19 protein-coding genes are annotated in these 24,172 nt (G+C 72.0%); 14 read left to right on the top strand and 5 right to left on the bottom strand.

The features are described 5' to 3' along the window. Positions 1 to 218: 218 nt before the first annotated feature. Positions 219 to 1,361 (top strand): phosphatidate cytidylyltransferase, encoded by a 1,143-nt coding sequence (locus ACFU9E_RS30975; RefSeq protein ID WP_380682009.1) that lies wholly within the window; start codon positions 219 to 221, stop codon positions 1,359 to 1,361. A gap of 77 nt (positions 1,362 to 1,438) precedes the next feature. Continuing rightward, the gene (gene rlmN / locus ACFU9E_RS30970) at positions 1,439 to 2,539 is read left to right on the top strand and encodes a 23S rRNA (adenine(2503)-C(2))-methyltransferase RlmN (protein ID WP_380690387.1); all 1,101 of its coding nucleotides are present in this window, start codon (positions 1,439 to 1,441) and stop codon (positions 2,537 to 2,539) included. Between the two features lie 46 nt (positions 2,540 to 2,585). Here the strand turns inward: rlmN and ACFU9E_RS30965 are convergent, their stop codons facing one another. The 4 genes from ACFU9E_RS30965 to ACFU9E_RS30950 all read right to left on the bottom strand — a co-directional run bounded on the left by ACFU9E_RS30965 (position 2,586) and on the right by ACFU9E_RS30950 (position 6,617). Continuing rightward, the gene (locus ACFU9E_RS30965) at positions 2,586 to 3,737 is read right to left on the bottom strand and encodes a hypothetical protein (RefSeq protein WP_380682738.1); all 1,152 of its coding nucleotides are present in this window, start codon (positions 3,735 to 3,737) and stop codon (positions 2,586 to 2,588) included. Positions 3,738 to 3,749: 12 nt separating this feature from the next. Next, positions 3,750 to 4,514, bottom strand: a complete 765-nt coding sequence (locus ACFU9E_RS30960; protein WP_380682737.1) for an ABC transporter ATP-binding protein — start codon at positions 4,512 to 4,514, stop codon at positions 3,750 to 3,752. A gap of 238 nt (positions 4,515 to 4,752) precedes the next feature. Next, on the bottom strand, positions 4,753 to 6,147 hold the full coding sequence (locus tag ACFU9E_RS30955) for an aspartate aminotransferase family protein (RefSeq protein ID WP_355369595.1): 1,395 nt from the start codon (positions 6,145 to 6,147) through the stop codon (positions 4,753 to 4,755). Continuing rightward, positions 6,144 to 6,617, bottom strand: coding sequence for an Lrp/AsnC family transcriptional regulator (locus ACFU9E_RS30950; protein ID WP_030243538.1), 474 nt, complete (start codon positions 6,615 to 6,617; stop codon positions 6,144 to 6,146). The genes ACFU9E_RS30955 and ACFU9E_RS30950 overlap by 4 nt, the downstream gene beginning before the upstream one ends. A gap of 253 nt (positions 6,618 to 6,870) precedes the next feature. Here ACFU9E_RS30950 and ACFU9E_RS30945 point away from each other — a divergent pair, with 253 nt between their 5' ends. The 3 genes from ACFU9E_RS30945 (at position 6,871) to ACFU9E_RS30935 (ending at position 11,177) form a co-directional block, all read left to right on the top strand. Beyond that, positions 6,871 to 8,364 carry a gamma-aminobutyraldehyde dehydrogenase gene (locus tag ACFU9E_RS30945; RefSeq protein ID WP_380682736.1) on the top strand — a complete coding sequence of 498 codons (1,494 nt, stop codon included), beginning with the start codon at positions 6,871 to 6,873 and terminating at the stop codon, positions 8,362 to 8,364. Positions 8,365 to 8,544: 180 nt separating this feature from the next. Next, a complete protein-coding gene (locus ACFU9E_RS30940; protein WP_380682735.1) occupies positions 8,545 to 9,903 on the top strand; it encodes an aspartate aminotransferase family protein in 1,359 nt (452 codons plus the stop codon). 71 nt (positions 9,904 to 9,974) lie between these two features. Next, complete coding sequence (locus tag ACFU9E_RS30935) at positions 9,975 to 11,177, top strand: spermidine/putrescine ABC transporter substrate-binding protein (protein WP_380682734.1); 1,203 nt, start codon at positions 9,975 to 9,977, stop codon at positions 11,175 to 11,177. 21 nt (positions 11,178 to 11,198) lie between these two features. Here ACFU9E_RS30935 and ACFU9E_RS30930 read toward each other — a convergent pair whose 3' ends face one another. Beyond that, positions 11,199 to 12,848 carry a PucR family transcriptional regulator gene (locus ACFU9E_RS30930; protein ID WP_380682733.1) on the bottom strand — a complete coding sequence of 550 codons (1,650 nt, stop codon included), beginning with the start codon at positions 12,846 to 12,848 and terminating at the stop codon, positions 11,199 to 11,201. A 354-nt stretch (positions 12,849 to 13,202) separates the two neighbouring features. On the opposite strand from ACFU9E_RS30930, the gene ACFU9E_RS30925 reads away from it, so the two are divergent. From ACFU9E_RS30925 to ACFU9E_RS30885, 9 genes are all read left to right on the top strand, one after another. Next, positions 13,203 to 14,714, top strand: a complete 1,512-nt coding sequence (locus ACFU9E_RS30925) for a gamma-aminobutyraldehyde dehydrogenase (RefSeq protein WP_380682732.1) — start codon at positions 13,203 to 13,205, stop codon at positions 14,712 to 14,714. A 51-nt stretch (positions 14,715 to 14,765) separates the two neighbouring features. Beyond that, complete coding sequence (locus tag ACFU9E_RS30920) at positions 14,766 to 16,022, top strand: PotD/PotF family extracellular solute-binding protein (protein ID WP_380682731.1); 1,257 nt, start codon at positions 14,766 to 14,768, stop codon at positions 16,020 to 16,022. A gap of 39 nt (positions 16,023 to 16,061) precedes the next feature. Continuing rightward, positions 16,062 to 17,204 carry an ABC transporter ATP-binding protein gene (locus tag ACFU9E_RS30915; protein WP_380682730.1) on the top strand — a complete coding sequence of 381 codons (1,143 nt, stop codon included), beginning with the start codon at positions 16,062 to 16,064 and terminating at the stop codon, positions 17,202 to 17,204. After that, entirely contained in the window at positions 17,201 to 18,130 is a 930-nt protein-coding gene (locus ACFU9E_RS30910) for an ABC transporter permease (RefSeq protein WP_380682729.1), read from the top strand. The genes ACFU9E_RS30915 and ACFU9E_RS30910 overlap by 4 nt, the downstream gene beginning before the upstream one ends. Next, complete coding sequence (locus ACFU9E_RS30905) at positions 18,130 to 18,933, top strand: ABC transporter permease (RefSeq protein ID WP_380682728.1); 804 nt, start codon at positions 18,130 to 18,132, stop codon at positions 18,931 to 18,933. The genes ACFU9E_RS30910 and ACFU9E_RS30905 overlap by 1 nt, the downstream gene beginning before the upstream one ends. A gap of 80 nt (positions 18,934 to 19,013) precedes the next feature. Next, positions 19,014 to 20,408: an NAD(P)/FAD-dependent oxidoreductase gene (locus tag ACFU9E_RS30900; RefSeq protein ID WP_380682727.1), complete on the top strand. Its 1,395-nt coding sequence runs from the start codon at positions 19,014 to 19,016 to the stop codon at positions 20,406 to 20,408. A gap of 152 nt (positions 20,409 to 20,560) precedes the next feature. Further along, positions 20,561 to 20,992, top strand: coding sequence for a bifunctional DNA primase/polymerase (locus ACFU9E_RS30895; protein WP_380682726.1), 432 nt, complete (start codon positions 20,561 to 20,563; stop codon positions 20,990 to 20,992). 43 nt (positions 20,993 to 21,035) lie between these two features. Next, complete coding sequence (locus ACFU9E_RS30890) at positions 21,036 to 21,815, top strand: hypothetical protein (protein WP_380682725.1); 780 nt, start codon at positions 21,036 to 21,038, stop codon at positions 21,813 to 21,815. 246 nt (positions 21,816 to 22,061) lie between these two features. Beyond that, a complete protein-coding gene (locus ACFU9E_RS30885) occupies positions 22,062 to 23,585 on the top strand; it encodes a CoA-acylating methylmalonate-semialdehyde dehydrogenase (RefSeq protein ID WP_380682723.1) in 1,524 nt (507 codons plus the stop codon). The last annotated feature ends 587 nt before the right edge of the window (positions 23,586 to 24,172 follow it).

Here is a 24,172-nt window from a genome sequence, read left to right as displayed (position 1 = left end):
GCCCGTCCGACCAGCAGTACCAGCCGTTCCGGCCGTACCAGCCTGCGCAGGCGCCCGTCGCACCTGCGCAGGCTCGCGGCATACCCGGACACCCGGCGCAGCCCGCCGGTCATCCCGCGCCGCACGGGCCGTACGGCGCCGGCGACCCCGGCCACCGAACGGGTCACTCCCAGCAGCCTCCGGTGTACTGGGACCCGGACGCGGAGGAGACTCAGGTCATGCCTCCCGTACCGGCCGACCCGGGCCCGCGGCCCGTGCCCCCGCCCGGGGCCGACCCCGCCGAGGGGCCGGCCCGGGAGACGGGCCGGCTGAGCGGACCGCTGTTCCGCGACGAGCAGCCCGGAACGGTGGAGCCGGGTGCGTCGGAGACGGTCGTGCTGCGCGCGATCACCGACGACACCCCGCCTCCCGCTCCCGCGGGCGGGCCGTACCCCGGCACGCCGGGCGGACCGGCGGCGGGGCAGCCCTTCCTCGTGCCGTCGTCCCACCCAGGGCAGGAGACACCCGTGGCCCAGGCCGATCCGCAGCCTCAGCCGCCGCAGCGCAAACAGCGCGGTGGCCGCAACCTCCAGGCCGCGATAGGCGTGGGCGTCGGCCTCGGCGCGGTGATCGTCGCCTCGCTGTTCGTCGTCAAGGCCCTGTTCCTGGTCGTGGTGATCGCGGCGGTGTCGGTCGGTGTCTGGGAGCTGACCAGTCGGCTGGCCGAGCGCAAGGAGATCAAGGCGCCGCTGATCCCGCTGGTCGCGGGCGGCATCGCGATGGTCGCCACCGGCTACTGGTCGGGGATCCAGTGGGCGGCGGCCTCGCTCGCGCTCACCGGGCTCGCGGTGATGGTCTGGCGGATGACCGAGCCGCCCGAGAACTACCTGCGGGACATAACGGCGGGCATCTTCACCGCCTTCTACGTCCCGTTCCTCGCCACCTTCGTGGCGATGATGCTGGCGGCCGACGACGGTCCGCAGCGGATCGTGCTCTTCCTCATCGTCACGGTGTGCAGCGACACCGGGGCGTACGCGGTGGGCTACAAGTTCGGCAAGAACAAGCTGGCTCCGACCATCAGCCCAGGCAAGACCCGCGAGGGCCTGGCCGGCGGCATCGGCCTGTCGATGCTGGCGGGCGCGCTGCTGATGGAACTGATCATCGACGGCGGCAGCTGGTGGCAGGGCCTGATCCTGGGCGGCTGCGCGGCGGTCACCGCGACCCTGGGCGACCTGGGCGAGTCGATGATCAAGCGCGACCTGGGCATCAAGGACATGGGCACACTGCTGCCCGGCCACGGCGGCATCATGGACCGGCTGGACTCGCTGCTGCCGACCGCCCCGGTGGTCTGGCTTCTGCTGGCGGCCTTCGTCGGCAGCTGAGCCGACAGCACCCGCACACGGAGGCCCCGGACGCACGGCGTCCGGGGCCTCCGCGCGTCTGCGACACTGGAACAACCATGCCTAAGCCCGGAGAACTCACCTTTGTCGCGCCGCGCGGCGCCAAGCCCCCGCGACACCTCGCCGACCTGAGCCCCGCCGAGCGCAAGGAGGCCGTCGCCGAGCTGGGCGAGCAGCCGTTCCGCGCCAAGCAGCTCTCCAACCACTACTTCGGCCGGATGTCGAACGACCCGGCGAGCTGGACGGACATCCCCGCCGCCAGCCGGGAGAAGCTCACCGGGAGCCTGCTGCCCGAGCTGATGTCGGTGGTCCGGCACGTCTCCTGCGACGACGACGCCACCCGCAAGACGCTCTGGAAGCTGTTCGACGGCACGCTCGTCGAGTCGGTGCTGATGCGCTACCCGGACCGGGTCACCATGTGCATCAGCTCGCAGGCCGGCTGCGGCATGAACTGCCCGTTCTGCGCCACCGGCCAGGCGGGGCTGACCCGCAACCTGTCCACCGGCGAGATCGTCGAGCAGATCGCCGCCGGGATGCGCGCGCTCAAGTCCGGCGAGATCCCGGGCGGCGAGGCGCGGCTGTCCAACGTGGTCTTCATGGGCATGGGCGAGCCGCTGGCCAACTACAACCGGGTGCTGGCCTCGATCCGCCGGCTGACCGACCCGGCGCCGGACGGCTTCGGCCTCTCCCAGCGAGGCATCACCGTCTCCACGGTCGGCCTGGTCCCGGCCATGCACCGGTTCGCCGACGAGGGGCTCAGCTGCCGTCTGGCGCTGTCGCTGCACGCCCCGGACGACGAGCTGCGCGACGAGCTGGTGCCGGTCAACACCCGCTGGAAGGTCGCCGAGGTGCTGGACGCGGCGTGGAACTACGCCGAGAAGTCCGGCCGCCGGATCTCCATCGAGTACGCGCTGATCAAGGACATCAACGACCAGGCGTGGCGGGCGGACCTGCTCGGCCGGCTGATCAAGAACCAGCGGGTGCACGTGAACCTGATCCCGCTGAACCCCACCCCGGGTTCCAAGTGGACGGCCTCCCGGCCCGAGGACGAGCGCGAGTTCGTCCGGCGGCTGCAGGCGCACGGCGTGCCGACCACCGTTCGCGACACCCGCGGGCAGGAGATCGACGGCGCCTGCGGCCAGCTCGCGGCGGCCGGCTGATCGCAGCGACGGCCCGCGGTCCGCGAGCTGCGGACCGCGGGCCGGGTCAGCGCAGCCCGGCGGCGGCCAGGGCCGCGGTCGCCCCACCGGTGACCAGCAGTACGGTGCCGGCCATCAGGGTCCGCAGCACGACGGCGCCGAACAGCAGCCGGGGCGCCGTGCCGAGCCGCAGCAGCGCCTCGCCGACGCTCCGGCGGGCGGCGCGCAGCTCGGCCAGCCGGACGGCCACCGCGCCCGCCGCGCAGCCCAGTACCAGTCCGGCCTCGATCGCGGGCAGCAGGTCGGCGCTGCCGGGCTCGCCGAGCCAGTAGCGGACGGTGGTGAGCACCAGCGCGAGCGCCAGGGTCAGCACGGCCAGCGGCGCCCCGAGGCGGCGGGCCTGCGCGGTGAGGCCGCGTCCGGCGAGCAGCCGCAGCGGGGTCGGCCGACCGAGCGCCAGCAGCCGGCCGGCCCAGCCGAGCAGCGGGCCGGTGAGCATGGCGAGGCCGAGCGCGGAGGCCGCCCACCCGCCGAGCGCGGCCGTGCTGGTGGTGCCGAGCCCGGCCGGCAGGTGGACCGGACGGCCGTCGGCCGCGGCGCCGGGGCGCAGTGCGATGAGTTCCAGGGCGAGGCCGATGACGGCCAGGCCGATCGGCAGCGCGAGCCGCCACGGACCGAAACCGGTGGGCTCGGGGCGGGAGCGACCGGGCAGGGTCTCGGCGTGCGGGACGGCGCCGGCCGCGGCGAGGCCGGCGGTGAGCGGGACGAGCGCGAGCAGGACGACCGGCGCGGCCGCCGGGAGGGCCACGCCCATGCCGAGTTCGTGGGCCAGCGCGGGTCCGGCGATGTCGTTGCGCAGGACCAGGAAGAGCAGCAGGGTGAGGCCGGCGCCGGTGCCGCAGGCGAGCGCGACCTCGCCGGCGATCAGGGCGCGGATCCGGCCTGCTCCGGCTCCGGCGGTGGTGAGGCCGGTGATCCGGTCGGCCCGCCGGGCGGGCAGCGCCCGGGCGGCGACGGCGGCGAACCAGGCGACCGCGGCCAGCGGCGGCAGGCACCAGAGCAGCCGGACGAGCGCGTCGGGGCCGGCGGCCGGGTCGCTCATCGCCCGGCCGAGGGCGCGCAGCAGGAAGGCCGCGACGACCGCGCCGGCCAGGGCGGTGACCAGCCAGCGGCCGAGATCGAGGGCCCGGTAGCCGCGGACCAGACGGAGATAGAACACCTCGGCCCCCCCTCAGCGGCCGGCGGCCGGGACGGCGGTGACCCCGGCGGTGCCGGCGGCGGTCCCGGTGGCGGCGGTGCGCGGCACGGGCGTGACCGGGCCGGTGAGGCGTCCGTCGACGAGGGCGACGGCACGGTCCGCGTACCGGACGAGCTCGGGGTCGTGGGTGGCCAGCACGAGGGTGAGCTGGTGGGAGCGGGCCGCGCTGGTCAGTATCCGCAGGACCTGCTCGGCGGTGTCGCGGTGCAGCGGGGCGGTGGGGTCGTCGGCGAAGACGACCGTCGGGAGCGGGGCGAGGGCCCGGGCGACGGCGATCCGCTGGCGCTGGCTCTGCAGCAGCCGGTCGGGCCGGACCTTGGCGAGTTCGCCGATGTCCAGGCGCTCCAGCCACTCGTCGGCGGCGGTGCGGGCGGCCTTGCCGCCGGCACCGGCCAGCAGCAGCGGCAGGGCGACGTTCTCCCGGGCGGTCAGTTCGGGGACGAGGTGCGGCTCGGAGCCGACGAAGCCGAAGCGGTCGCGGCGCAGCCGTTCCCGGCCCGCCCGGCCGAGGGTGTGCACGGGGGCGCTGTTGAACCAGACCTCGCCCTCGTCGACCGGGAGCAGCGCGGAGAGGCAGCCGAGCAGGGTGCTCTTGCCGGAGCCGCGCGGGCCGGTGACGGCGAGGACCTCGCCCTCCCGGACCCCGAGCGAGACGCCGCGCAGCGCGGGGGTGCCGCGATGGGACTTGACGATCCCCCGGGCCCACAGCACGTCGTTGTCAGGAGGGGCCGCTGCCATGAGGTTCCGTCCTGGGGGGCCGCAGGGATATGACAGTCGTCAGATTAGAACGATCGGGCCTGGGCGCGGGCGCGGCACACTGCTCCATCCGGGGCAAATCACCCTTAATCAGGCGTGTTTGATCCGAAGTGCGGTCCGATGAACGCACTGCCCGGCGGCCGTTGGACGGAACGCCGCAGGGCGGCCCCGCCGAAGCGGGACCGCCCTGTGACTGAGGGTGGGGAAGAAAGCCGAAGGGTCAGAGCTTCGCCCACGCGTCGGTCAGGCTGGTCCGCAGGATCTGCTCGATCTCGTCGAAGGTCGACTGGTTCGAGATCAGCGGCGGGGCCAGCTGGATGACCGGGTCGCCACGGTCGTCGGCGCGGCAGTACAGGCCGTTGTCGAAGAGGGCCTTCGACAGGAAGCCGTAGAGGACGCGCTCGACCTCTTCGTCGTTGAACGACTCCTTGGTGACCTTGTCCTTCACGAGCTCGATGCCGTAGAAGTACCCGTTGCCGCGGACGTCGCCGACGATCGGCAGGTCGCGCAGCTTGCCCAGGGTGTTCAGGAACGCCGACTCGTTGTCGAGCACGTGCTGGTTCAGGCCCTCGCGCTCGAAGATGTCGAGGTTGGCCAGCGCCACCGCGGAGGACACCGGGTGGCCACCGAAGGTGTAGCCGTGCAGGAAGGTGTTGTCGCCCTTGTAGAACGGCTCGGCCAGGCGGTCCGAGATGATCGTGGCGCCGATCGGGGAGTAGCCCGAGGTCATGCCCTTGGCGCAGGTGATCATGTCGGGCTGGTAGCCGAACTTGTCGGCGCCGAACATGGTGCCCAGGCGGCCGAAGGCGCAGATGACCTCGTCCGAGACCAGCAGCACGTCGTGGCGGTCGCAGATCTCGCGCAGGCGCTGGAAGTACCCGGGCGGCGGCGGGAAGCAGCCACCCGCGTTCTGCACCGGCTCGACGAAGACGGCGGCGACGGTCTCGGCGCCCTCGTTGAGGATGGCCACCTCGATCTCGTCGGCGCACCAGCGGCCGTAGGCCTCGGGGTCGACCGTGCCGTCGGGGCCCTCGAGGAAGGCCGGGGCGCGGTAGATGTTGGTGTTCGGCGCCTTGTGGGTGCCCGGCACCAGCGGCTCGAACGGGGCCTTCAGGCCCGGCAGGCCGGTGATCGACAGGGCGCCCTGCGGGGTGCCGTGGTAGGCGACCGCGCGCGAGATGACCTTGTACTTGGTCGGCTTGCCGGTCAGCTTGAAGTACTGCTTGGCGAGCTTCCAGGCGGTCTCGACGGCCTCGCCGCCACCGGTGGAGAAGAAGACCTTGTTCAGGTCGCCCGGGGCGTAGTTGGCCAGGCGCTCGGCCAGCTCGACGGCCTTCGGGTGGGCGTAGCTCCACACCGGGAAGAAGGCGAGCTCCTTGGCCTGCTTGGCGGCGGCCTCGGCGAGCTCCTCACGGCCGTGGCCGGCCTGGACGACGAACAGGCCGGCGAGGCCGTCGAGGTACTTGCGTCCCTTGTCGTCCCAGACGTAGGTGCCCTCGCCCTTGACGATGGTCGGCACGGGAGAGTTCTCGTACGACGACATGCGGGTGAAGTGCATCCACAGGTGGTCGTAGGCGGTCTTGGAAAGGTCCTTCTGCGCCGGGTCGGCTGTCATCGGGTGCCCCAGGTGTAGGTCTGTTTCCGGAGCTTCAGGTAAACGAAGCTCTCGGTGCTCCGCACGCCGGGAAGCGCGCGGATGCGCTTGTTGATCAGTTCGAGCAGGTGCTCGTCGTCCTCGCAGACCAGTTCGGCCAGGAGGTCGAACGAGCCCGCGGTGCAGACGACGTAGTCGACCTCGTCGAGGGCGGCCAGCGCGTCGGCGACGGGTTCGATGTCGCCCTCGACCCGGATTCCGACCATCGCCTGGCGGGTGAAGCCGACGGTGAGCGGGTCCGTGACGGCGACGATCTGCATCACGCCCTGGTCGAGCAGCTTCTGGACGCGCTGCCGCACGGCTGCCTCGGACAGGCCGACGGCCTTGCCGATGGCGGCGTACGGGCGGCGCCCGTCCTCCTGGAGCTGCTCGATGATCGCCTTGGAGGCGGCGTCGAGGGGAACGCTGGCGTTCCGGTCGCGGTTGGCCACGCCGCCACTGTGCCCGATCGTTCCCGTGTTCGCAAGCGAGGAAACTGCTGATTTCGTCGCGATCTTGGAAAACGTATGCGGATTTCATCGTCCGCGCGCCGTCGGCCTGTCGATACCGGCAGTCGTCGGGCTACCCTGGCTACGGTACGCGCGCGGCCCCGCAGCGCCGTGCGCATTCCGCCAAACCAGTGGACCGCGGCACTTGCGGCGCGGCCACTCGGCGCCCTTCGTCGGCCGGTCCGGCCGACGTACCATGGCGCCGGATTCTGCAACGCCGCAGGCCGAGACCGAGGAGAGACCCGTGAGCGACCTTCGCACGCTGCGCAACTACATCAACGGTGAGTTCGTCGATGCGGCCGACGGCCGCACGCTCGACATCGTCGACCCCACCACCGGTGAGGTCTACGCGACGTCCCCGCTGTCCGGTGCCTCCGACGTGGACGCCGCCATGGAGTCCGCCGCGGCCGCGTTCCCGGTCTGGCGGGACACCACCCCGAGCACCCGGCAGAAGGTGCTGCTCAAGATCGCCGACCGGGTCGAGGCCCGGGCCGACGAGCTGGTGGACGCCGAGTGTCGCAACACCGGCAAGCCGCGGGCGCTGACCCTCTCCGAGGAGATCGGCCCGATGGTCGACCAGATCCGGTTCTTCGCCGGTGCCGCCCGCCTGCTGGAGGGCAAGGCCGCCGGTGAGTACATGGACGGCATGACCTCGATCGTCCGCCGCGAGCCGGTCGGCGTCTGCGCCCAGGTCGCGCCGTGGAACTACCCGATGATGATGGCGGTCTGGAAGTTCGCCCCGGCCATCGCCGCCGGCAACACCGTGGTGCTGAAGCCCTCCGACACCACCCCGGCCTCCACCGTGCTGCTGGCCGAGATCATCGGCGGCGTGCTCAAGGAGCTGGAGCTGCCGGCCGGCGTCTTCAACGTGATCTGCGGCGACCGCGAGACCGGCCGCCTGATGGTCGAGCACCGGACCCCGGCGATGGCCTCCATCACCGGCTCGGTGCGCGCCGGCATCCAGGTCGCCGAGTCCGCCTCCAAGGACGTCAAGCGTGTCCACCTGGAGCTGGGCGGCAAGGCCCCGGTCGTGGTCTTCGAGGACGCCGACATCGCCGAGGCCGTCGAGGGCATCTCGGTGGCGGGCTTCTTCAACGCCGGCCAGGACTGCACCGCCGCCACCCGCGTGCTGGTGCACGAGTCGATCCACGACGCCTTCGTCGAGGCGCTGGCCAAGGCCGCCGCCGAGACCAAGACCGGTGGTGTGGACGACGAGGACGTGCTGTACGGCCCGCTGAACAACGCCAACCAGCTGAAGCAGGTCTCCGGCTTCGTCGAGCGCCTGCCGGAGCACGCCAAGGTCGAGGCCGGTGGCCACCGGGTCGGCGACAAGGGTTACTTCTACGCCCCGACCGTCGTCTCCGGCCTGCGGCAGGACGACGAGATCATCCAGAACGAGGTCTTCGGCCCGGTCATCACCGTGCAGAAGTTCTCCGACGAGGAGCAGGCCGTCGGCTACGCCAACGGTGTCGAGTTCGCGCTGGCCTCCTCGGTGTGGACCAAGGACCACGCCCGTGCCATGCGGATGTCGCGCCGCCTGGACTTCGGCTGCGTCTGGATCAACACCCACATCCCGCTGGTCGCCGAGATGCCGCACGGTGGCTTCAAGAAGTCCGGCTACGGCAAGGACCTCTCCTCCTACGGCTTCGAGGACTACACCCGCGTGAAGCACGTCATGACCGCGATCTAGCGGGTCGTGACCATCGGCGCTGCATGACAGCGATCTGATGAGACATTGATCGTGTGATCGGACGTTGGGCCCGGGTCCTCGTGACCCGGGCCCTCTGTCTTTGCACCCTGTCGGCGGGCGGCACGACCGGCTGACAGGATGGACCTCCATTTCGGTCCGACGAGTCCCTAGCCTTGCCGCATGAGCATCCCCACCGCTGACTCAGCCGCCGGCCAGGCCGTCAAGGCCGCCGACCGCGCGCACGTCTTCCACTCGTGGTCCGCCCAGGCGCTGATCGACCCCCTCGCGGTGGCCGGCGCCGAGGGCTCGTACTTCTGGGACTACGACGGCAACCGCTACCTGGACTTCTCCTCCCAGCTGGTCAACACCAACATCGGGCACCAGCACCCGAAGGTGGTCGCGGCGATCCAGGAGCAGGCGGCGAAGCTCTGCACCATCGCCCCCGGCTTCGCGGTCGAGTCGCGCAGCGAGGCCGCCCGGCTGATCGCCGAGCGCACCCCGGGCGACCTCGACAAGATCTTCTTCACCAACGGCGGTGCCGAGGCCAACGAGAACGCCATCCGGCTGGCCCGGCTGCACACCGGCCGGCAGAAGGTGCTCTCCACCTACCGCTCGTACCACGGCGCCACCGCCAACGCGATCGCCCTGACCGGAGACCCGCGCCGGTGGGCCAACGAGACCGGCGTCTCCGGCATCGTGCACTTCTGGGGCCCGTACCCGTACCGCTCCAACTTCCACGCCGAGAACGAGGCGCAGGAGTGCGAGCGCGCGCTGGCCCACCTGGAGCAGATCCTCGCCTTCGAGGGCCCCGGGACCGTCGCCGCGATCATCCTGGAGACCGTGGTCGGCACCGCGGGCATCCTCGTCCCGCCGCCCGGCTACCTGGCCGGCGTGCGGGAGATCTGCGACCGCCACGGCATCGTCTTCATCCTCGACGAGGTGATGGCCGGCTTCGGCCGCACCGGTGAGTGGTTCGCCGCCGACCACTGGGGCGTCACCCCGGACCTGCTCACCTTCGCCAAGGGCGTCAACTCCGGCTACGTGCCGCTCGGCGGCGTGGCGATCAGCGCCGAGATCGCCGCCACCTTCGCCGAGCGGGCGTTCCCCGGCGGGCTCACCTACTCCGGCCACCCGCTGGCCTGCGCCTCCGCGGTGGCGACCATCAACACGATGGCCGAGGAGGGCATCGTCGAGAACGCCAAGCACATCGGCGAGACCGTGCTCGGCCCCGGCCTGCGCGAGCTGGCCGAGCGCCACCCGTCGGTCGGCGAGGTGCGCGGCCTCGGCGTCTTCTGGGCGCTCGACCTGGTGAAGGACCGGGAGACCCGCGAGCCGCTGGTGCCGTACAACGCGGCCGGCGCCGCCAACGCGCCGATGGCCGAGCTGGCCGCCGCCTGCAAGCAGCGCGGGCTGTGGCCGTTCGTCAACATGAACCGCTTCCACGTCGTCCCGCCGTGCACCGTCACCGAGGAGGAGGCGAAGACCGGCCTCGCCGTCCTCGACGAGGTGCTGTCGCTCACCGACGCGCACACCGTCTGACCCACCGACAGAACGGCCCCGGGCGCCACCCCCGTGCGTCCGGGGCCGTTCCACGCCCCGGAGGCCCCACCATGCCCAGCACCACCCCGACCCGCCGCCCGAGCGGGGCCCGCCGTCCGACCCGCCGCCGGGTGCTCGGCGCCAGCGCCGGACTGTTCGGGACCGCGGCCCTGACCGGCTGCGGCATCCCGGCCGCCTACGTGGACGAGGACCGCCGCTCCGCCCCCGACCGCTCGGAGGGCGAGAAGCGGCTGGGCTTCTCCAACTGGACCCAGTACATCGACGTCGACGACGACGGCGGGCGCCCGACCCTGGACGACTTCACCGAGCGGACCGGGATCAAGGTCACCTACACCGAGGACATCAACGACAACGACGAGTTCTTCGGCAAGATGGGGCCGGTGCTCACCCAGGGCACCGACCCCGGTCGCGACCTGATGGTGGTCAGCGACTGGATGGTCGGCCGCTACATCGGGCTCGGCTGGGTGCAGGCCGTCGACCGGGCCAACCTGCCGAACGTCACGGCGCAGCTGGACCCGCAGCTGGCCGACCCGGCGGTCGACCCCGGGCGCCGGCACAGCGTGCCCTGGCAGTCCGGGATCACCGGGATCGCCTACAACCGCAAGGAGCTGGGCCGCGAGCTGAAGTCCGTCTCCGACCTGTGGGCGCCGGACCTGAAGGGCCGGGTCACCCTGTTCGCCGGGCTGGACGAGGCACTGGGCCTGCTGATGCTCTCGCACGGCGCCGACATCACGGCCTTCACCGAGGACGACGCCGACCGGGCGATGGACCTGGTGCAGCGGATGGTCGACAGCCGGCACGTGCGCCGGTTCACCGGCAACGACTACACCAGCGACCTGGCCTCCGGCGCCGCGCTGGCCTGCCAGGCGTACTCGGGCGACGCCGTCCAGCTCACCGCCGAGAACCCGGACATCGCCTTCGTGGTGCCGGAGGAGGGCGGGGAGCTGTGGGCGGAGAGCCTGCTGATCCCCAACCGGGCCGTGCACAAGCGCAACGCCGAGCTGCTGATCGACCACTACTACCGGCCCGAGGTGGCCGCCGAGCTGGCCGCCGCCGTGCAGTACATCTGCCCGGTGCCGGCCGCCCGCGAGGTGCTGGCGGCCAGCGGGGACCGGGAGAAGGCGGAGCTGGCGGAGCACCCGCTGGTCTTCCCGACCGAGGAGATGCGCGCCCGGCTGCACACCATGCGCGACGTCACCTCGGCCGAGCGGCCCGCCCTGCACAAGGTGTGGACCCGGATCACCGGCGTCTAGGCATCCGCCGGCGCGGCGCGGTCACCGGCGCACGGCGTCCAGCGCGAGCAGGGCGACGTGCAGGGAGAGGCAGGACTCGACCTGGTCGAGGTCGACGCCCAGGATCCGTTCGACCTTGTGCAGCCGGTCGTAGAAGGACGGCCGGGACAGGTGCGCGGCGTCGGCGGCCGCAGACTTGTTCCGGCCCTGCTCCAGGTAGATCCGCAGCATCTGCACCAGCTGGCCGTTGTGCTCGGCGTCGAAGGCGAGCAGCGGGCCCAGCTCCCGCTCCACGTAGGTCTGCAGCCGGGCGTCGTCGCGCAGCAGGTGCAGCAGGCCGCGCAGCCGCACGTCGGGCAGCCGGTAGTACGACGACGCCCGGCCGCCGGGGCCGTCGTGCAGCGCGGCGTCGGCGACCTGGGTGGCCTCCAGGAGGGTGCGCCGGGCGTCGCGGACCGAGCCGACCGAGGAGCCGACCGCGACCACCGGCGCCGGCGCGGCCGGGTCCCGGGCCGCCTCGGCGGCCAGCCGGCGCAGCGCCGCGGCGAAGGCGTCCAGCGCGGCGTGCTCGTCCTGCTGCGGGCCGAGCGCGATCAGCACGCCGACGCCCTCGTCGTCCAGCGCGCCGACCAGCGCGGAGAGCCGGCAGGTGCGGACGGCGCTCGCCGCGAGTTCGGTGAAGTCGCGCAGCCGGGCCTGTGCCTCCAGCGCGGCGGGGATCGGGCCGCGCCGCTGGCGCAGCACCGCGCCGACCAGCCGCCGGCCCTCCAGCGGGACGCCGAGCGCCTGGGCGCGCAGCGCGACCTCGGAGACGGTCAGCGCGTGGGTGAGGATGCCGGAGAGCAGGGTGCGGTGGGTCTGCCGCTCCAGGCTCTCCCGGTCGCGGACCACCAGCCGGTTGAGCGCCAGCGCGGAGGCGCCGCGTTCCAGCAGCATGGTGTACGGATGCGGGCCGCCCTCGGGCAGCGGTCCCGGCTCCTGCACCAGCACCAGCCGCCCCCAGTCCTGGCCGCGGGCGCCGACCGTGGTGACCAGCCAGCCGCTGCGGGGGTCGTGGCCGGTGCGCCCGGCCGGGCGGACTCCGCGTGAGCGGCGCTCCCAGTCCTCCAGCAGCTCGGCCTCGGGCCGCCCGGCGGGGTCGTGGGTGAGCACCTGGTGGGCGAGGTTCTCCAGGACGACCGGCGAGCCCGCGATCCGGGCCACCTGCCGGACCACCTCGGACGGTTCGGCGCCCTCCACGACCAGCTCGTTGAAGACCTGGTGGATCGCCTCCGAGGTGCGCAGCTGCTCCAGCTGGGCGTTGACCACCAGGGCGTGCACCGCCTCGGTGACGGCGACGAAGCGCAGCTCGCGGCGGAGCGCGATCAGCGGCAGTCCGCGTTGCTCGGCGGCGTGCACCAGGGCCCGCGGCAGGGTGTCGAAGTAGCGCCGGCCGTACTCGATGACCAGCCCGGCGGCGCCGATGTCGGCGAGCTCGCGCACGTACCGGGCCAGCCCCTCGCGGTCCTCGGGCAGGGCGATGCCGGTGCTCAGCACCAGCTCGCCGCCCTGCAGCATGCCCGCGACGTCGGGCAGCTCGCTGACGTGCACCCAGCGGACCGGACGTTCCAGGTGGTCGGCGCCGGCCACCACCTGGGGCAGGCCGCGGCGCATCACCTCCAGGTCGAGCACATGGGCGACGGTGGGGAGCAACGCGGCCTCCAGGGTTCAGAGTGTCAGGCAATCATCCATCGCGGCGACGATCTGTTGCCCTGCCTGAAGCCTTGCACCCTGTAAGGCGCTTCGCGCCGAGGTTGTCGCAGTGACCCTTGTCACGCCCCGTCGGCAGCGGGCATGGTCAGCGGGTCGGCAATGGCGAGACCTGGACAGCACCGGTGATCAGCCGGTTTGATGCCCCGCACCGGATCCCCGCACCCCGCGCCCCCGCACCCGGCCCGTTCGGTCGGAGGGCGCCGGTGCGGCCCTCGGCCCGTCGACGAGTGCGGCACGGCGGGGCCGGCGCGGCCGTCCGTGCGGCACACGAACCACCGGGACTTGGAGGAAGTTATGGACCTGACCGACTTCGGCGCGGGCGCGCAGTACATCGCCGGCCGGTGGAGCCGGGGGAGCGGCGCTCCCTTCCAGGTCGTCAACCCGGCCGACGGCAGCGTCGTCGAGGAGGTCGCCCTGGCCTCCACCGAGCAGGTCGACGAGGCCGTGGCCGCCGCCCGGGCCGCCCTGCCCGGCTGGGCCGGCGCCACCCCCGGCACCCGCTCCGAGGCCCTGACCAGGCTGGCCGCGATCCTCACCGACGCGGCCGGGGACCTGGCCCGGGTCGAGACCGCCCAGACCGGCAAGCCGATCAAGCTCTCCACCGAGTTCGACGTGCCCGGCACCATCGACAACACCGCCTTCTTCGCCGGGGCCGCCCGCAACCTGGAGGGCAAGGCCGCGGGCGAGTACTCCGGCGACCACACCTCGTACGTGCGGCGCGAGGCGATCGGCGTGGTCGGCTCGATCTCGCCCTGGAACTACCCCCTGCAGATGGCCGCCTGGAAGGTCCTGCCGGCCATCGCGGCGGGCAACACCATCGTCCTCAAGCCGGCCGAGCTGACCCCGCTGACCTCGCTGATGTTCGCCCGGGCCTGCACGCTGGCCGGCATCCCGGACGGCGTGGTCAACGTCGTCACCGGCGCGGGGCGGGGCGCGGGGGAGCACCTGGTCGCGCACCCGGACGTCGCCATGGTCTCCTTCACCGGCTCCACCGCGGTGGGCAAGCGGGTCGCCGAACTCGCCACCGCGACCGTCAAGCGCACCCACCTGGAGCTCGGCGGCAAGGCCCCGTTCGTGGTCTTCGACGACGCGGACCTGGACGCCGCCGTGCACGGCGCGGTCGCCGCCTCGCTGATCAACGGCGGCCAGGACTGCACCGCGGCCACCCGCGCCTACGTCCAGCGGCCGCTCTACGACGCCTTCGTGGCCGGCGTGGCCGAGCTGTACGGCGCGATCCGGCTGGGCGACCCGCTCGACCCGCGGACCGACCTCGGCCCGCTGGTCTCCTTCACCCACCGCGACCGGGTGGCCGGCTTCGTCGAGCGCGCCCGCGGCTACGCGACCGTGGTCACCGGCGGAGCCGCCCCCGCGAAGGGCCACGACGGCGGCGACCTCACCCGCGGCGCCTACTACCGCCCCACCCTGATCACCGGCGCCGCCCAGGACAGCGAGGTCGTCCAGGGCGAGATCTTCGGGCCGGTCCTGGTCGTGCTGCCCTTCGACGGCGACGACGAGGGCCTGCGGCTGGCCAACGACACCCCCTACGGCCTGGCCGCCTCGGCCTGGACCGGCAACGTGCACCGCTCGCTGCGCGCCACCCGCGAGATCGCGGCCGGCTGCGTCTGGGTCAACGACCACATCCCGATCATCAGCGAGATGCCGCACGGCGGCTACAAGTCCTCCGGCTACGGCAAGGACATGTCGCAGTACTCGCTGGACGAGTACACCCAGGTCAAGCACGTCATGTTCGACACCACCGCGGTCGCCCGCAAGGACTGGCACCGCACCGTCTTCGGAGACAGATAACCGGACCGGGTGGTCCCCCACACCCCCTTCGCCCCCCAGGAGGCCCGTCCCATGGCGTTCAACGAGCTCACCGACGGACTGTCGGAACCGGTCCGCAAGGCCTGGGAACGCAGCCTGACCAGTGGCCGGGCCGCCCTCAGCAGGCGGACCGTGCTGCGCGCCGCCGCCCTCACCGCCGGCGCGGGCTCCCTGGCCGCCTGCGGCATCCCGCCGGCCAGGACCGTCAACGGGACCGGCGACTCCACCGCGAACGCCGCCAAGGACCTCTCGGAGAGCGAGCGGGAGGTGAACTTCTCCAACTGGCCGCTCTACATCGACGCCGACGAGAACGACAAGGAGAAGCACGGCACCCTGGAGGCCTTCACGGCCGCCACCGGGATCAAGGTCAAGTACACCGAGGACGTCAACGACAACGTCGAGTTCTTCGGCAAGGTCAAGCCGCAGCTCGCGGCCGGCCAGGACACCGGCCGTGACCTGATGGTGCTCACCGACTGGATGGCCGCCCGGATGATCCGCCTCGGCTGGGCGCAGAAGCTCAACCCGGCCAACGTCACCACCGCGATCACCACCGTCGACTCCCGCTTCCGCGCCCCGGACTGGGACCCGGGCCGGCTCTACAGCTACCCGTGGGCCGGCATCCAGGTGGTCGTCGCCTACAACAAGCGGGCCACCAAGGGGAAGGAGGTCACCAGCGTCGCCCAGCTGCTGGAGGACCCCGACCTCAAGGGCCGGGTGACCTTCCTCTCAGAGATGCGCGACAGCATCGGCATCACCCTGCTGGACATGGGCAAGGACCCGGCGAAGTTCACCGCCGACGACTACGGGGCCGCCGTCGCCCGGCTGCAGAAGGCCGTCGACAACAAGCAGATCCGCCGCTTCACCGGCAACGACTACGGCCAGGAGCTCTCCTCCGGCGACATCGCGGCCTGCGTCGCCTGGGGCGGCGACCTGATCCAGCTGCGGGCCGACAACCCCGACATCGAGTTCGCCATCCCCGAGAAGGGCTTCGTGAGCAGCACCGACAACCTGTTGGTCCCGGCCAAGGCCCAGCACAAGACGAACGCCGAGAAGCTGATCGACTTCTACTACCAGCCGAAGATCGCGGCCCAGCTGACCGCGGGCATCGGCTTCGTCTCCGCCGTCGCCGGCATGAAGGAGGAGCTGGCCGCCATCGCCCCGGACAGCGCGGCCAACCCGCTGGTCGTCCCCACCCCCGAGATGGCGGCCAAGGCGCACGTCTTCCGGACCCTCACCGAGACCGAGGAGAGCGACTTCGAGGAGAAGTTCTCCAAGCTCATCGGCGCCTGACCCCCACTGACGGCAGAGAAAACCAGAGAGACACCACCCATGACAGAGCAGCAGAGCTCCGCGGCCGCCGGCGGCGACGTCCGCCTCACCGGCATCGGCAAGACCTACGGCTCCTTCACCGCCGTCCACCCGCTGGACCTGACCGTCCCGCAGGGCTCCTTCTTCGCCCTGCTCGGCGCCTCCGGCTGCGGCAAGACCACCACCCTGCGGATGATCGCCGGCCTGGAGGAGCCCACCAGCGGCACCGTCCTGATCGGCGGCCAGGACGTGACCGCGCTCCCCCCGTACAAGCGGCCGGTGAACACCGTCTTCCAGAGCTACGCGCTCTTCCCGCACCTCGACATCTTCGAGAACGTCGCCTTCGGCCTGCGCCGCCGCGGCAAGAAGGACGTCAAGAAGCAGGTCGACGAGATGCTCGAACTGGTCGAGCTCGGCCAGTACGCCCGGCGCAAGCCGCACCAGCTCTCCGGCGGCCAGCAGCAGCGCGTCGCCGTCGCCCGCGCGCTCATCAACCACCCCCAGGTGCTGCTCCTCGACGAGCCGCTCGGCGCCCTCGACCTCAAGCTCCGCCGCCAGATGCAGCTGGAGCTCAAGCGGATCCAGACCGAGGTCGGCATCACCTTCGTGCACGTCACCCACGACCAGGAGGAGGCCATGACCATGGCCGACACCATCGCGGTGATGAACGGCGGCCGGGTCGAGCAGCTGGGCGCCCCCGCCGAGCTCTACGAGAACCCCGCCACCACCTTCGTGGCCAATTTCCTCGGCCAGTCCAACCTGCTGGCCGCCGAGGTCACCGGCGGCGCCGGCGAGGACCTGCTGCTCACCGCCGCCGGCGCCCGGCTCACCGTCCCCAGGGCCCGCTGCGCCACCGGCGCCACCCGGGTCCACCTCGGCGTGCGGCCGGAGAAGATCACCATCGAGCACGGCTCCGCCGAGGTCGCCGACGGCCGCAACCGGCTCGCCGGCACGGTCGTCGACTCCAGCTTCATCGGCGTCTCCACCCAGTACCTGGTGCGCACCGACGGCGGCCAGGAGGTCACCGTCTTCGAGCAGAACATGGAGCGCGACGCCCGGATCGTGCCCGGCGCCCCCGTCGTGCTGCACTGGAACCCGGCCCACTCCTTCGCCCTGGACGCCGCCCAGGCGATCGACGCGGGCACCGGGGAGGCCGCCGCATGACCGCCACCACCCCGGCCGCGCCACCCCGGGTCGTCCCCCTCCCCGCGGCGGAGCCCAAGCCCCGGCGCCGGCTCACCCCGTACTGGCTGCTGCTGCCCGGCATAGCCTGGCTGGTCGTCTTCTTCGCGGTGCCGTTGGTCTACCAGGGCTCGACCTCGCTCCAGACCGGCTCGCTGGAGGACGGCTTCCGCGTCACCTGGCACCTCGCCACCTACTGGGACGCCCTGGTCGAGTACAAGTGGCACTTCGTGCGCTCGTTCGGCTACGCCGCCACCGCCACCGTGCTCTGCCTCGCCATCGGCTACCCGCTCGCCTACACCATCGCCTTCAAGGTGAGCAGGCGCTGGCGCAACGTCATGCTGATCCTGGTCATCGCGCCGTTCTTCACCAGCTTCCTGATCCGCACCCTCGCCTGGAAGACCATCCTCTCGGACGGCGGCCCGGTGGTCGGCGCGCTCGACGCCCTGCACGTCCTCGACGTCACCTCCGCCCTCGGCCTCACCGAGGGGGACCGGGTGCTCGCCACCCCGCTCGCCGTGGTCTGCGGCCTCACCTACAACTTCCTGCCGTTCATGATCCTGCCGCTGTACACCTCGCTGGAGCGGATCGACCCGCGCCTGCACGAGGCCGCCGGCGACCTCTACGCCCGTCCGTTCACCACCTTCCGCAAGGTGACCTTCCCGATCTCGCTGCCCGGGGTGGTCGCCGGCACCCTGCTCACCTTCATCCCCGCCTCCGGCGACTACATCAACGCCCAGCTGCTGGGCTCGCCGAGTGAGCAGATGGTCGGCAACGGCATCCAGAAGCAGTTCCTGAACGTGCTCGACTACCCCACCGCGGCGGCGCTGAGCTTCATCCTGATGGCCCTGATCCTGGGCATCGTGACGGTCTACATGCGCAAGGCCGGGACGGAGGAACTGGTCTGATGTCCCGAGTGATCGCCTGGATCCGCCGCAACCTGGTGGTGCTGGCCGGCCTGCTGGCCCTCGCCTACCTGGTGCTGCCCAACCTCGTCGTGCTGGCCTTCTCGTTCAACAAGCCGGTCGGCAAGTTCAACTACGAGTGGAACGAGTTCTCCACCGACGCCTGGACCGACCCCTGCGGCGTGGCCGACATGTGCCAGTCGCTCTCGCTCAGCCTGCGGATCGCGGTCGCCGCCACCATCGGCGCCACCGTGCTCGGCACCATGGTCGCCTTCGCCCTGGCCCGCTACCGCTTCCGCGGCAAGGCTGCCACCAGCGCGATGATCTTCCTGCCGATGGCCATGCCCGAGGTCGTGATGGCCGCCTCGCTGGGCACCCTCTTCCTCAACATGCGCATCCCGTTCGGCTTCACCACCATCCTCATCGCGCACATCATGTTCTGCCTCAGCTTCGTGGTGACGGCGGTCAAGGCCCGCGTGATGAGCATGGACCCGAGGCTCGAACAGGCCGCCCAGGACCTCTACGCCACCCCCGTGCAGACCTTCCTGCGGGTCACCCTGCCGCTCGCCGCCCCCGGCATCGCGGCCGGCGCGCTGCTCAGCTTCGCGCTCTCCTTCGACGACTTCATCATCACCCAGTTCAACTCGGGTCCGACCACGGTCACCTTCCCGATGTTCGTCTGGGGCGCCTCGCAGCGCGGCATCCCGGTCCAGGTGAACGTCATCGGCACCGCGATGTTCATCGCCGCCGTCGCGCTCACCATCGGCGGCCAGTGGCTCGGGAACCGCCGCAAGGCCACCGCCTGACCCACCCGGCCGCCCGCCCGGCGTACCGTCGGGAGGCGGCCGACCACCATCACCAATGTGTAGAAAGTGGCTGATAATGCATGGATTCCGCCCGCGCACTCAGTGACGCCAGGCCCACCCCCTTCTGGCTGGAGGACCCGGGCCGGCCGGCGGCACTGCCCGCCCTGGTCGGCGACACCACCTGCGACCTGCTGGTCGTCGGCGGCGGCTACTCCGGCCTCTGGACCGCGCTCATCGCCAAGGAGCGCGACCCCTCACTGGACGTCGTCCTGGTCGAGGGCAAGGAGGCGGGGTGGGCCGCGTCGGGGCGCAACGGCGGATTCTGCGCGGCCAGCCTGACCCACGGCTTCGGCAACGGCCTGCAGCGCTGGCCCTCCGAACTCGGACAGCTGGAACGCCTCGGCGCCGCCAACCTGGACGGCATCGGGGCCACCCTGGAGCGCTACGGCATCGACGCCGAGTGGGAGCGCACCGGCGAGATCGACATCGCCACCCAGCCGCACCAGCTCGACGAACTGCACGAGGTGGCCGAGGCCGTCGCCCGCTACGGCCTCGACATCACCGTGCTCGACCGCGACGAACTGCGCGCCCAGGTCGACTCGCCGACCTTCCTCGGCGGGATCTGGGACAAGGACGGCGTGGCCATGGTCCACCCCGCCAAGCTCGCCTGGGGCCTCAAGCAGGCCTGCCTGGCCCAGGGCGTGCGGATCTTCGAGCACACCCCGGCCACCGCCCTGAGCGAGCACGGCGCCGGCATGGCCGTGCGCACCCCCTACGGCCGGGTCCTGGCCGGCAAGGTGGCGCTCGGCACCAACGCCTTCCCGTCCCTGCTCAAGCGCGTCCGGCCGTACATCGTCCCGGTGTACGACTACGCGCTGATGACCGAGCCGCTGACCACCGAGCAGCTCGCGGCCATCGGCTGGCAGGGCCGCCAGGGACTCAGCGACAGCGCCAACAAGTTCCACTACTTCCGGCTCTCCGCCGACAACCGGATCCTCTGGGGCGGCTACGACGCCGTCTACCACTTCGGCGGACACCTCCGGCACGAGTACGACCAGCGGCCGGAGACCTTCCGCACCCTGGCGCGGAACTTCTTCCACTGCTTCCCGCAGCTGGAGGGCCTGCGCTTCACCAACGCCTGGGGCGGCGCGATCGACACCTGCAGCAGGTTCTCCGCCTTCTTCGACACCGCCCACCGCGGCAAGGTCGCCTACGCCGCCGGCTTCACCGGCCTCGGCGTCGGCGCCACCCGGTTCGGCGCCGAGGTCATGCTCGACCTGCTCGCGGGGGAGCGCACCGAGCGCACCGAACTGGAGATGGTCCGCCGCAAGCCGCTGCCGTTCCCGCCCGAGCCGGTCCGCTGGGCCGGCATCGGGATCACCACCCGCTCGCTGGAGCACTCCGACCGGACCGGCGGGCGGCGCAACCTCTGGCTCCGCACCCTGGACCGGATGGGGCTCGGCTTCGACAGCTGATTCCCGCCGCTTCCCCGGCCGCTGCCCCGAACGGGTCGACGGCGGCGCGAAGCGTGTAAGAGAGACCCGCCGTCCCCCTCTCGTTGGTGACGGCGGGTCTCCACGCGTTCCGCCGCCACCGAACGCACCGACGCGCAGAGCGGGGACAGCACATGGAGATCACCGGACTGGACTGGCTGACCCAGGCCGCACCCGACCCGGCGGCCTTCCGGGAGCAGTGGGAGCGCACCGGCCTCGGGCTGGTGCTGCTCCCGGCCGGGCGGCGCTGGGACGTCCTCTCCGTCCCCGCCCGACTCGGCCGGCCGGCCGTCGACCTCCTCGGCGCCGGCGCCTGCGGGCCGGTCCTCGCCGACTTCGGCGACGAGCACATCGGCTTCCTGGTGCCCGCCGGCACCGCCGCCCGCTGGATCGGCACCGGCGTGCGCTGTGCGGGGGAGGGCACCTGGGTCGTCGTGCCCCACCCCGACCGCCGCGGCGGGGGCGTGCGCTGGCTCGTCCCGCCCGACGGCACCGGACGGCTCAGCGACCCGGTCCTCCTGGAGCTCGCCCTGCACGAGGCCGCCGCCGCACTCGGCGACCGGTGACCGTCCGGCCGCGCCTTCGCGCGCGGCGCGCCAGACTGGAGGGGTGACCACCGCCCCGGACGCCGTCGGCGCGTCCCTCCACCCGGGCCCGGCCCAGCTGCGCCTCGCCGAGCTGGCCCGGCCGGTGTGCGACCGGCACGGGCTCGCCCTGGCCGGCGGCCACGCGCTGCGCGCTTACGGCGTCCGGGCCTGCGACCAGGACGGACTCACCCTGGTGGCCGCCGGTGCCACCGACCTGCCGCAGGCCGCCGCCGAGCTGGCCGCCGCCTACCGCGCGGCGGGCGGCGGGGTCGTGGAGCGCCCCGGCACGCCCCGGCTGGAACAGCTCTCGGTGCGGCTCGTCCTGGGCGGACGGGCGCACACCGTCGAGCTGCGCAAGGAGCCGCTGGGCCACCTCCCGGTCCGGACCGACCTCGGCGGACCGTCCGACACCCCGCCGACGGTGGCCGTCGTCGCTCTGGCCGTCGTCGCCCTGGAGGACGCCGCCGCCCTCTCCACCGCGCTGCTCGTCGACCGCGCCCTGCCCCGCGACCTGATCGACGTGCACGCGCTCACCGCCTGCTACCGCGAGGGCGAACTGCTCGCCCTGGCCACCGGGCTGGACGCCGAGTTCCAGCCCACCGCGCTCGCCGAGCGGCTGGAGACGCTGGCCGAGGCCGCCGACGGCCGGTTCCGGGCGCGCGGTCTGCCCGCCGGGGAGGTCGACGACCTGAAGCGGTGGGCACTGGCCTGGGCCCAGGACCTCCGGCTGGACCTGCTGGAGACGCAGGAGGCGGCGGACGGCCTGCACGATCCCTACCTGGAGGACCAGGAGGAGGCCTGAGCGTCCGCTCGGCCACCAGGACGTCCGTCACCCGACGCCTGCCACCCGAAGGACGGACTCGTCCGACGACCTGTAAGGCTGAATCCCCGATCCCCGTCAGCCTGTTCGTTGAGACCGCCCGCAGCGGCCAGCAGACTGGACCGTGAGCGCGGTAGCCCCGTGACCCCGCCGCCCGTTCCCGGACGGGTGGTGTCACACCAGGGACCGGTGGCGTCAGGCCGCCCCGACTTCGGAGGCAGACGGACCTTGAGCAAGCACATCACCCACTGGATCGGCGGCCGGCCGGTCGCCACCGCCGGTGCCGCGCCCCGCCGCGGTGACATCTTCGACCCGGCCACCGGCCGGGTCACGGGCCAGGTCGACTTCGCGGAGGTCGTCGAGGTCGACCAGGCGGTCGCCGCCGCCGCCTCGGCCTTCACCGAGTGGCGCACCGCCTCGGTCGCCAAGCGCGCCACGGTGCTCTTCTCGTTCCGCGAGCTGCTCAACGCCCGCAAGGACGAGCTGGCCTCGATCATCGTCGCCGAGCACGGCAAGGTGCACTCGGACGCGCTCGGCGAGATCGCCCGCGGCCTGGAGGTCGTCGAGTACGCCTGCGGCATCCCGCAACTGCTCAAGGGCGGCTACACCGAGCAGGCCTCGACCGGCGTCGACGTCTACTCGATCCGCCAGCCGCTCGGCCCGGTCGCGATCATCTCGCCGTTCAACTTCCCGGCCATGGTGCCGATGTGGTTCTTCCCGATCGCCATCGCGGCCGGCAACACCGTGGTCGTCAAGCCCTCCGAGAAGGACCCGTCCGCCGCCAACTTCCTCGCCGAGCTGTGGAAGGAGGCCGGCCTGCCCGACGGCGTCTTCAACGTCGTGCACGGTGACAAGGTCGCGGTCGACCGCCTGCTGGAGCACCCCGACATCAAGTCGGTCAGCTTTGTCGGCTCCACCCCGATCGCCCGCTACGTCTACGAGACCGGCACCCGCTACGGCAAGCGCGTGCAGGCCCTCGGCGGTGCCAAGAACCACATGCTGGTCCTGCCCGACGCCGACCTCGACCTCAGTGCCGACGCCGCCGTCAACGCGGGCTTCGGCGCGGCCGGCGAGCGCTGCATGGCCGTCTCGGTCCTGGTCGCCGTCGACCCGATCGGCGACGAGCTGGTGGAGAAGATCAAGCAGCGGATGGCCACCCTCACCGTCGGCCCTGGCTGCAACGGCGAGTCGGAGATGGGCCCGCTGGTCACCGGTCAGCACCGGGACAAGGTCACCTCCTACGTGGAGTCCGGCCTCGCCGACGGCGCCGAGCTGGCCGTCGACGGCCGCAAGCACCCGGTCACCGCCGAGGACCGCGACGGCACGCCGACCGCGGACGGCTTCTGGCTCGGCCCCACGCTGTTCGACCACGTGAAGCCCGGCATGTCCGTCTACACCGACGAGATCTTCGGCCCGGTCCTCTCCGTGGTGCGGGTCGCCTCCTACGAGGAGGGCCTCGCCCTCATCAACGCCAACCCGTACGGCAACGGCACCGCCATCTTCACCAACGACGGCGGTGCGGCCCGGCGCTTCCAGTACGAGGTGGAGGTGGGCATGGTCGGCATCAACGTGCCGATCCCGGTCCCGGTCGCCTACTACTCCTTCGGCGGCTGGAAGGCCTCGCTGTTCGGCGACACCCACGCGTACGGCCAGGACGGCGTGCAGTTCTTCACCCGCGGCAAGGCGGTCACCCAGCGCTGGCTGGACCCGTCGCACGGCGGGATCAACCTCGGCTTCCCGACCAACAGCTGAGTCGGGGCGACGCAGGCCGGTCCGCGGGTGCGCGGGCCGGCCTGCGGCATGCCCGGAAGTTTCCCTGACGTTTGCCTTCGGCCGAGAACCGGCGTAGTGTTCCCTAGTCGCTCGGCAGGGAGCACCGGACACGCATCGGCGCGGACGGTCCCGGAGCGGCCAATCCTCTGGAAATGTCCAAGCCTCCCCGGCACGGGGTTTATTCGGCGTGTGCATTTTCGGGAATTGCGGCCGGATTCGCTTTTCGGAGCGGTGATCGGCTAGAGTTTGAAACGTCGGACGGGGCGTCAAGCCGCAGAAGACATCAGCGAGTTGGATGAAGGAAGCGCCGGGAACGGCACGGAAAACATCTGGTAAGCTGGAAACACGAAAGAACGAAGCGCCCGGAGGGCCGGTGTGAAAGCCGCCTGAAGGAAGCGTCCTTTCCTTGAGAACTCAACAGCGTGCCAAAAGTCAACGCCAGATATGTTGACATCCCCGGCCTCGGACTTGTTCTGGGGTTGGAGATTCCTTTTGAAATAACACTAGCGAGGACGCAGTGCGCGGGACCGCCCTATTCCGGTGGTTGCCGTGCCGCTCACCGCGGG

The organism is Kitasatospora sp. NPDC057595 (genome assembly GCF_042800875.1).
Classification (GTDB): domain Bacteria; phylum Actinomycetota; class Actinomycetes; order Streptomycetales; family Streptomycetaceae; genus Kitasatospora.
Note: the sequence above shows the minus strand (reverse complement) of the source record. Positions and strands in the feature narration are given on the sequence as shown.

Coding starts and splice junctions, on each gene's coding strand:
- ACFU9E_RS30975 (WP_380682009.1), top strand. CDS start 219: ATGCCTCCCGTACCGGCCGACCCGGGCCCGCGGCCCGTGCCCCCGCCC.
- rlmN (WP_380690387.1), top strand. CDS start 1,439: ATGCCTAAGCCCGGAGAACTCACCTTTGTCGCGCCGCGCGGCGCCAAG.
- ACFU9E_RS30960 (WP_380682737.1), bottom strand. CDS start 4,514: ATGGCAGCGGCCCCTCCTGACAACGACGTGCTGTGGGCCCGGGGGATC.
- ACFU9E_RS30955 (WP_355369595.1), bottom strand. CDS start 6,147: ATGACAGCCGACCCGGCGCAGAAGGACCTTTCCAAGACCGCCTACGAC.
- ACFU9E_RS30945 (WP_380682736.1), top strand. CDS start 6,871: ATGGCGCCGGATTCTGCAACGCCGCAGGCCGAGACCGAGGAGAGACCC.
- ACFU9E_RS30940 (WP_380682735.1), top strand. CDS start 8,545: ATGAGCATCCCCACCGCTGACTCAGCCGCCGGCCAGGCCGTCAAGGCC.
- ACFU9E_RS30935 (WP_380682734.1), top strand. CDS start 9,975: ATGCCCAGCACCACCCCGACCCGCCGCCCGAGCGGGGCCCGCCGTCCG.
- ACFU9E_RS30925 (WP_380682732.1), top strand. CDS start 13,203: ATGGACCTGACCGACTTCGGCGCGGGCGCGCAGTACATCGCCGGCCGG.
- ACFU9E_RS30920 (WP_380682731.1), top strand. CDS start 14,766: ATGGCGTTCAACGAGCTCACCGACGGACTGTCGGAACCGGTCCGCAAG.
- ACFU9E_RS30915 (WP_380682730.1), top strand. CDS start 16,062: ATGACAGAGCAGCAGAGCTCCGCGGCCGCCGGCGGCGACGTCCGCCTC.
- ACFU9E_RS30910 (WP_380682729.1), top strand. CDS start 17,201: ATGACCGCCACCACCCCGGCCGCGCCACCCCGGGTCGTCCCCCTCCCC.
- ACFU9E_RS30905 (WP_380682728.1), top strand. CDS start 18,130: ATGTCCCGAGTGATCGCCTGGATCCGCCGCAACCTGGTGGTGCTGGCC.
- ACFU9E_RS30900 (WP_380682727.1), top strand. CDS start 19,014: ATGGATTCCGCCCGCGCACTCAGTGACGCCAGGCCCACCCCCTTCTGG.
- ACFU9E_RS30895 (WP_380682726.1), top strand. CDS start 20,561: ATGGAGATCACCGGACTGGACTGGCTGACCCAGGCCGCACCCGACCCG.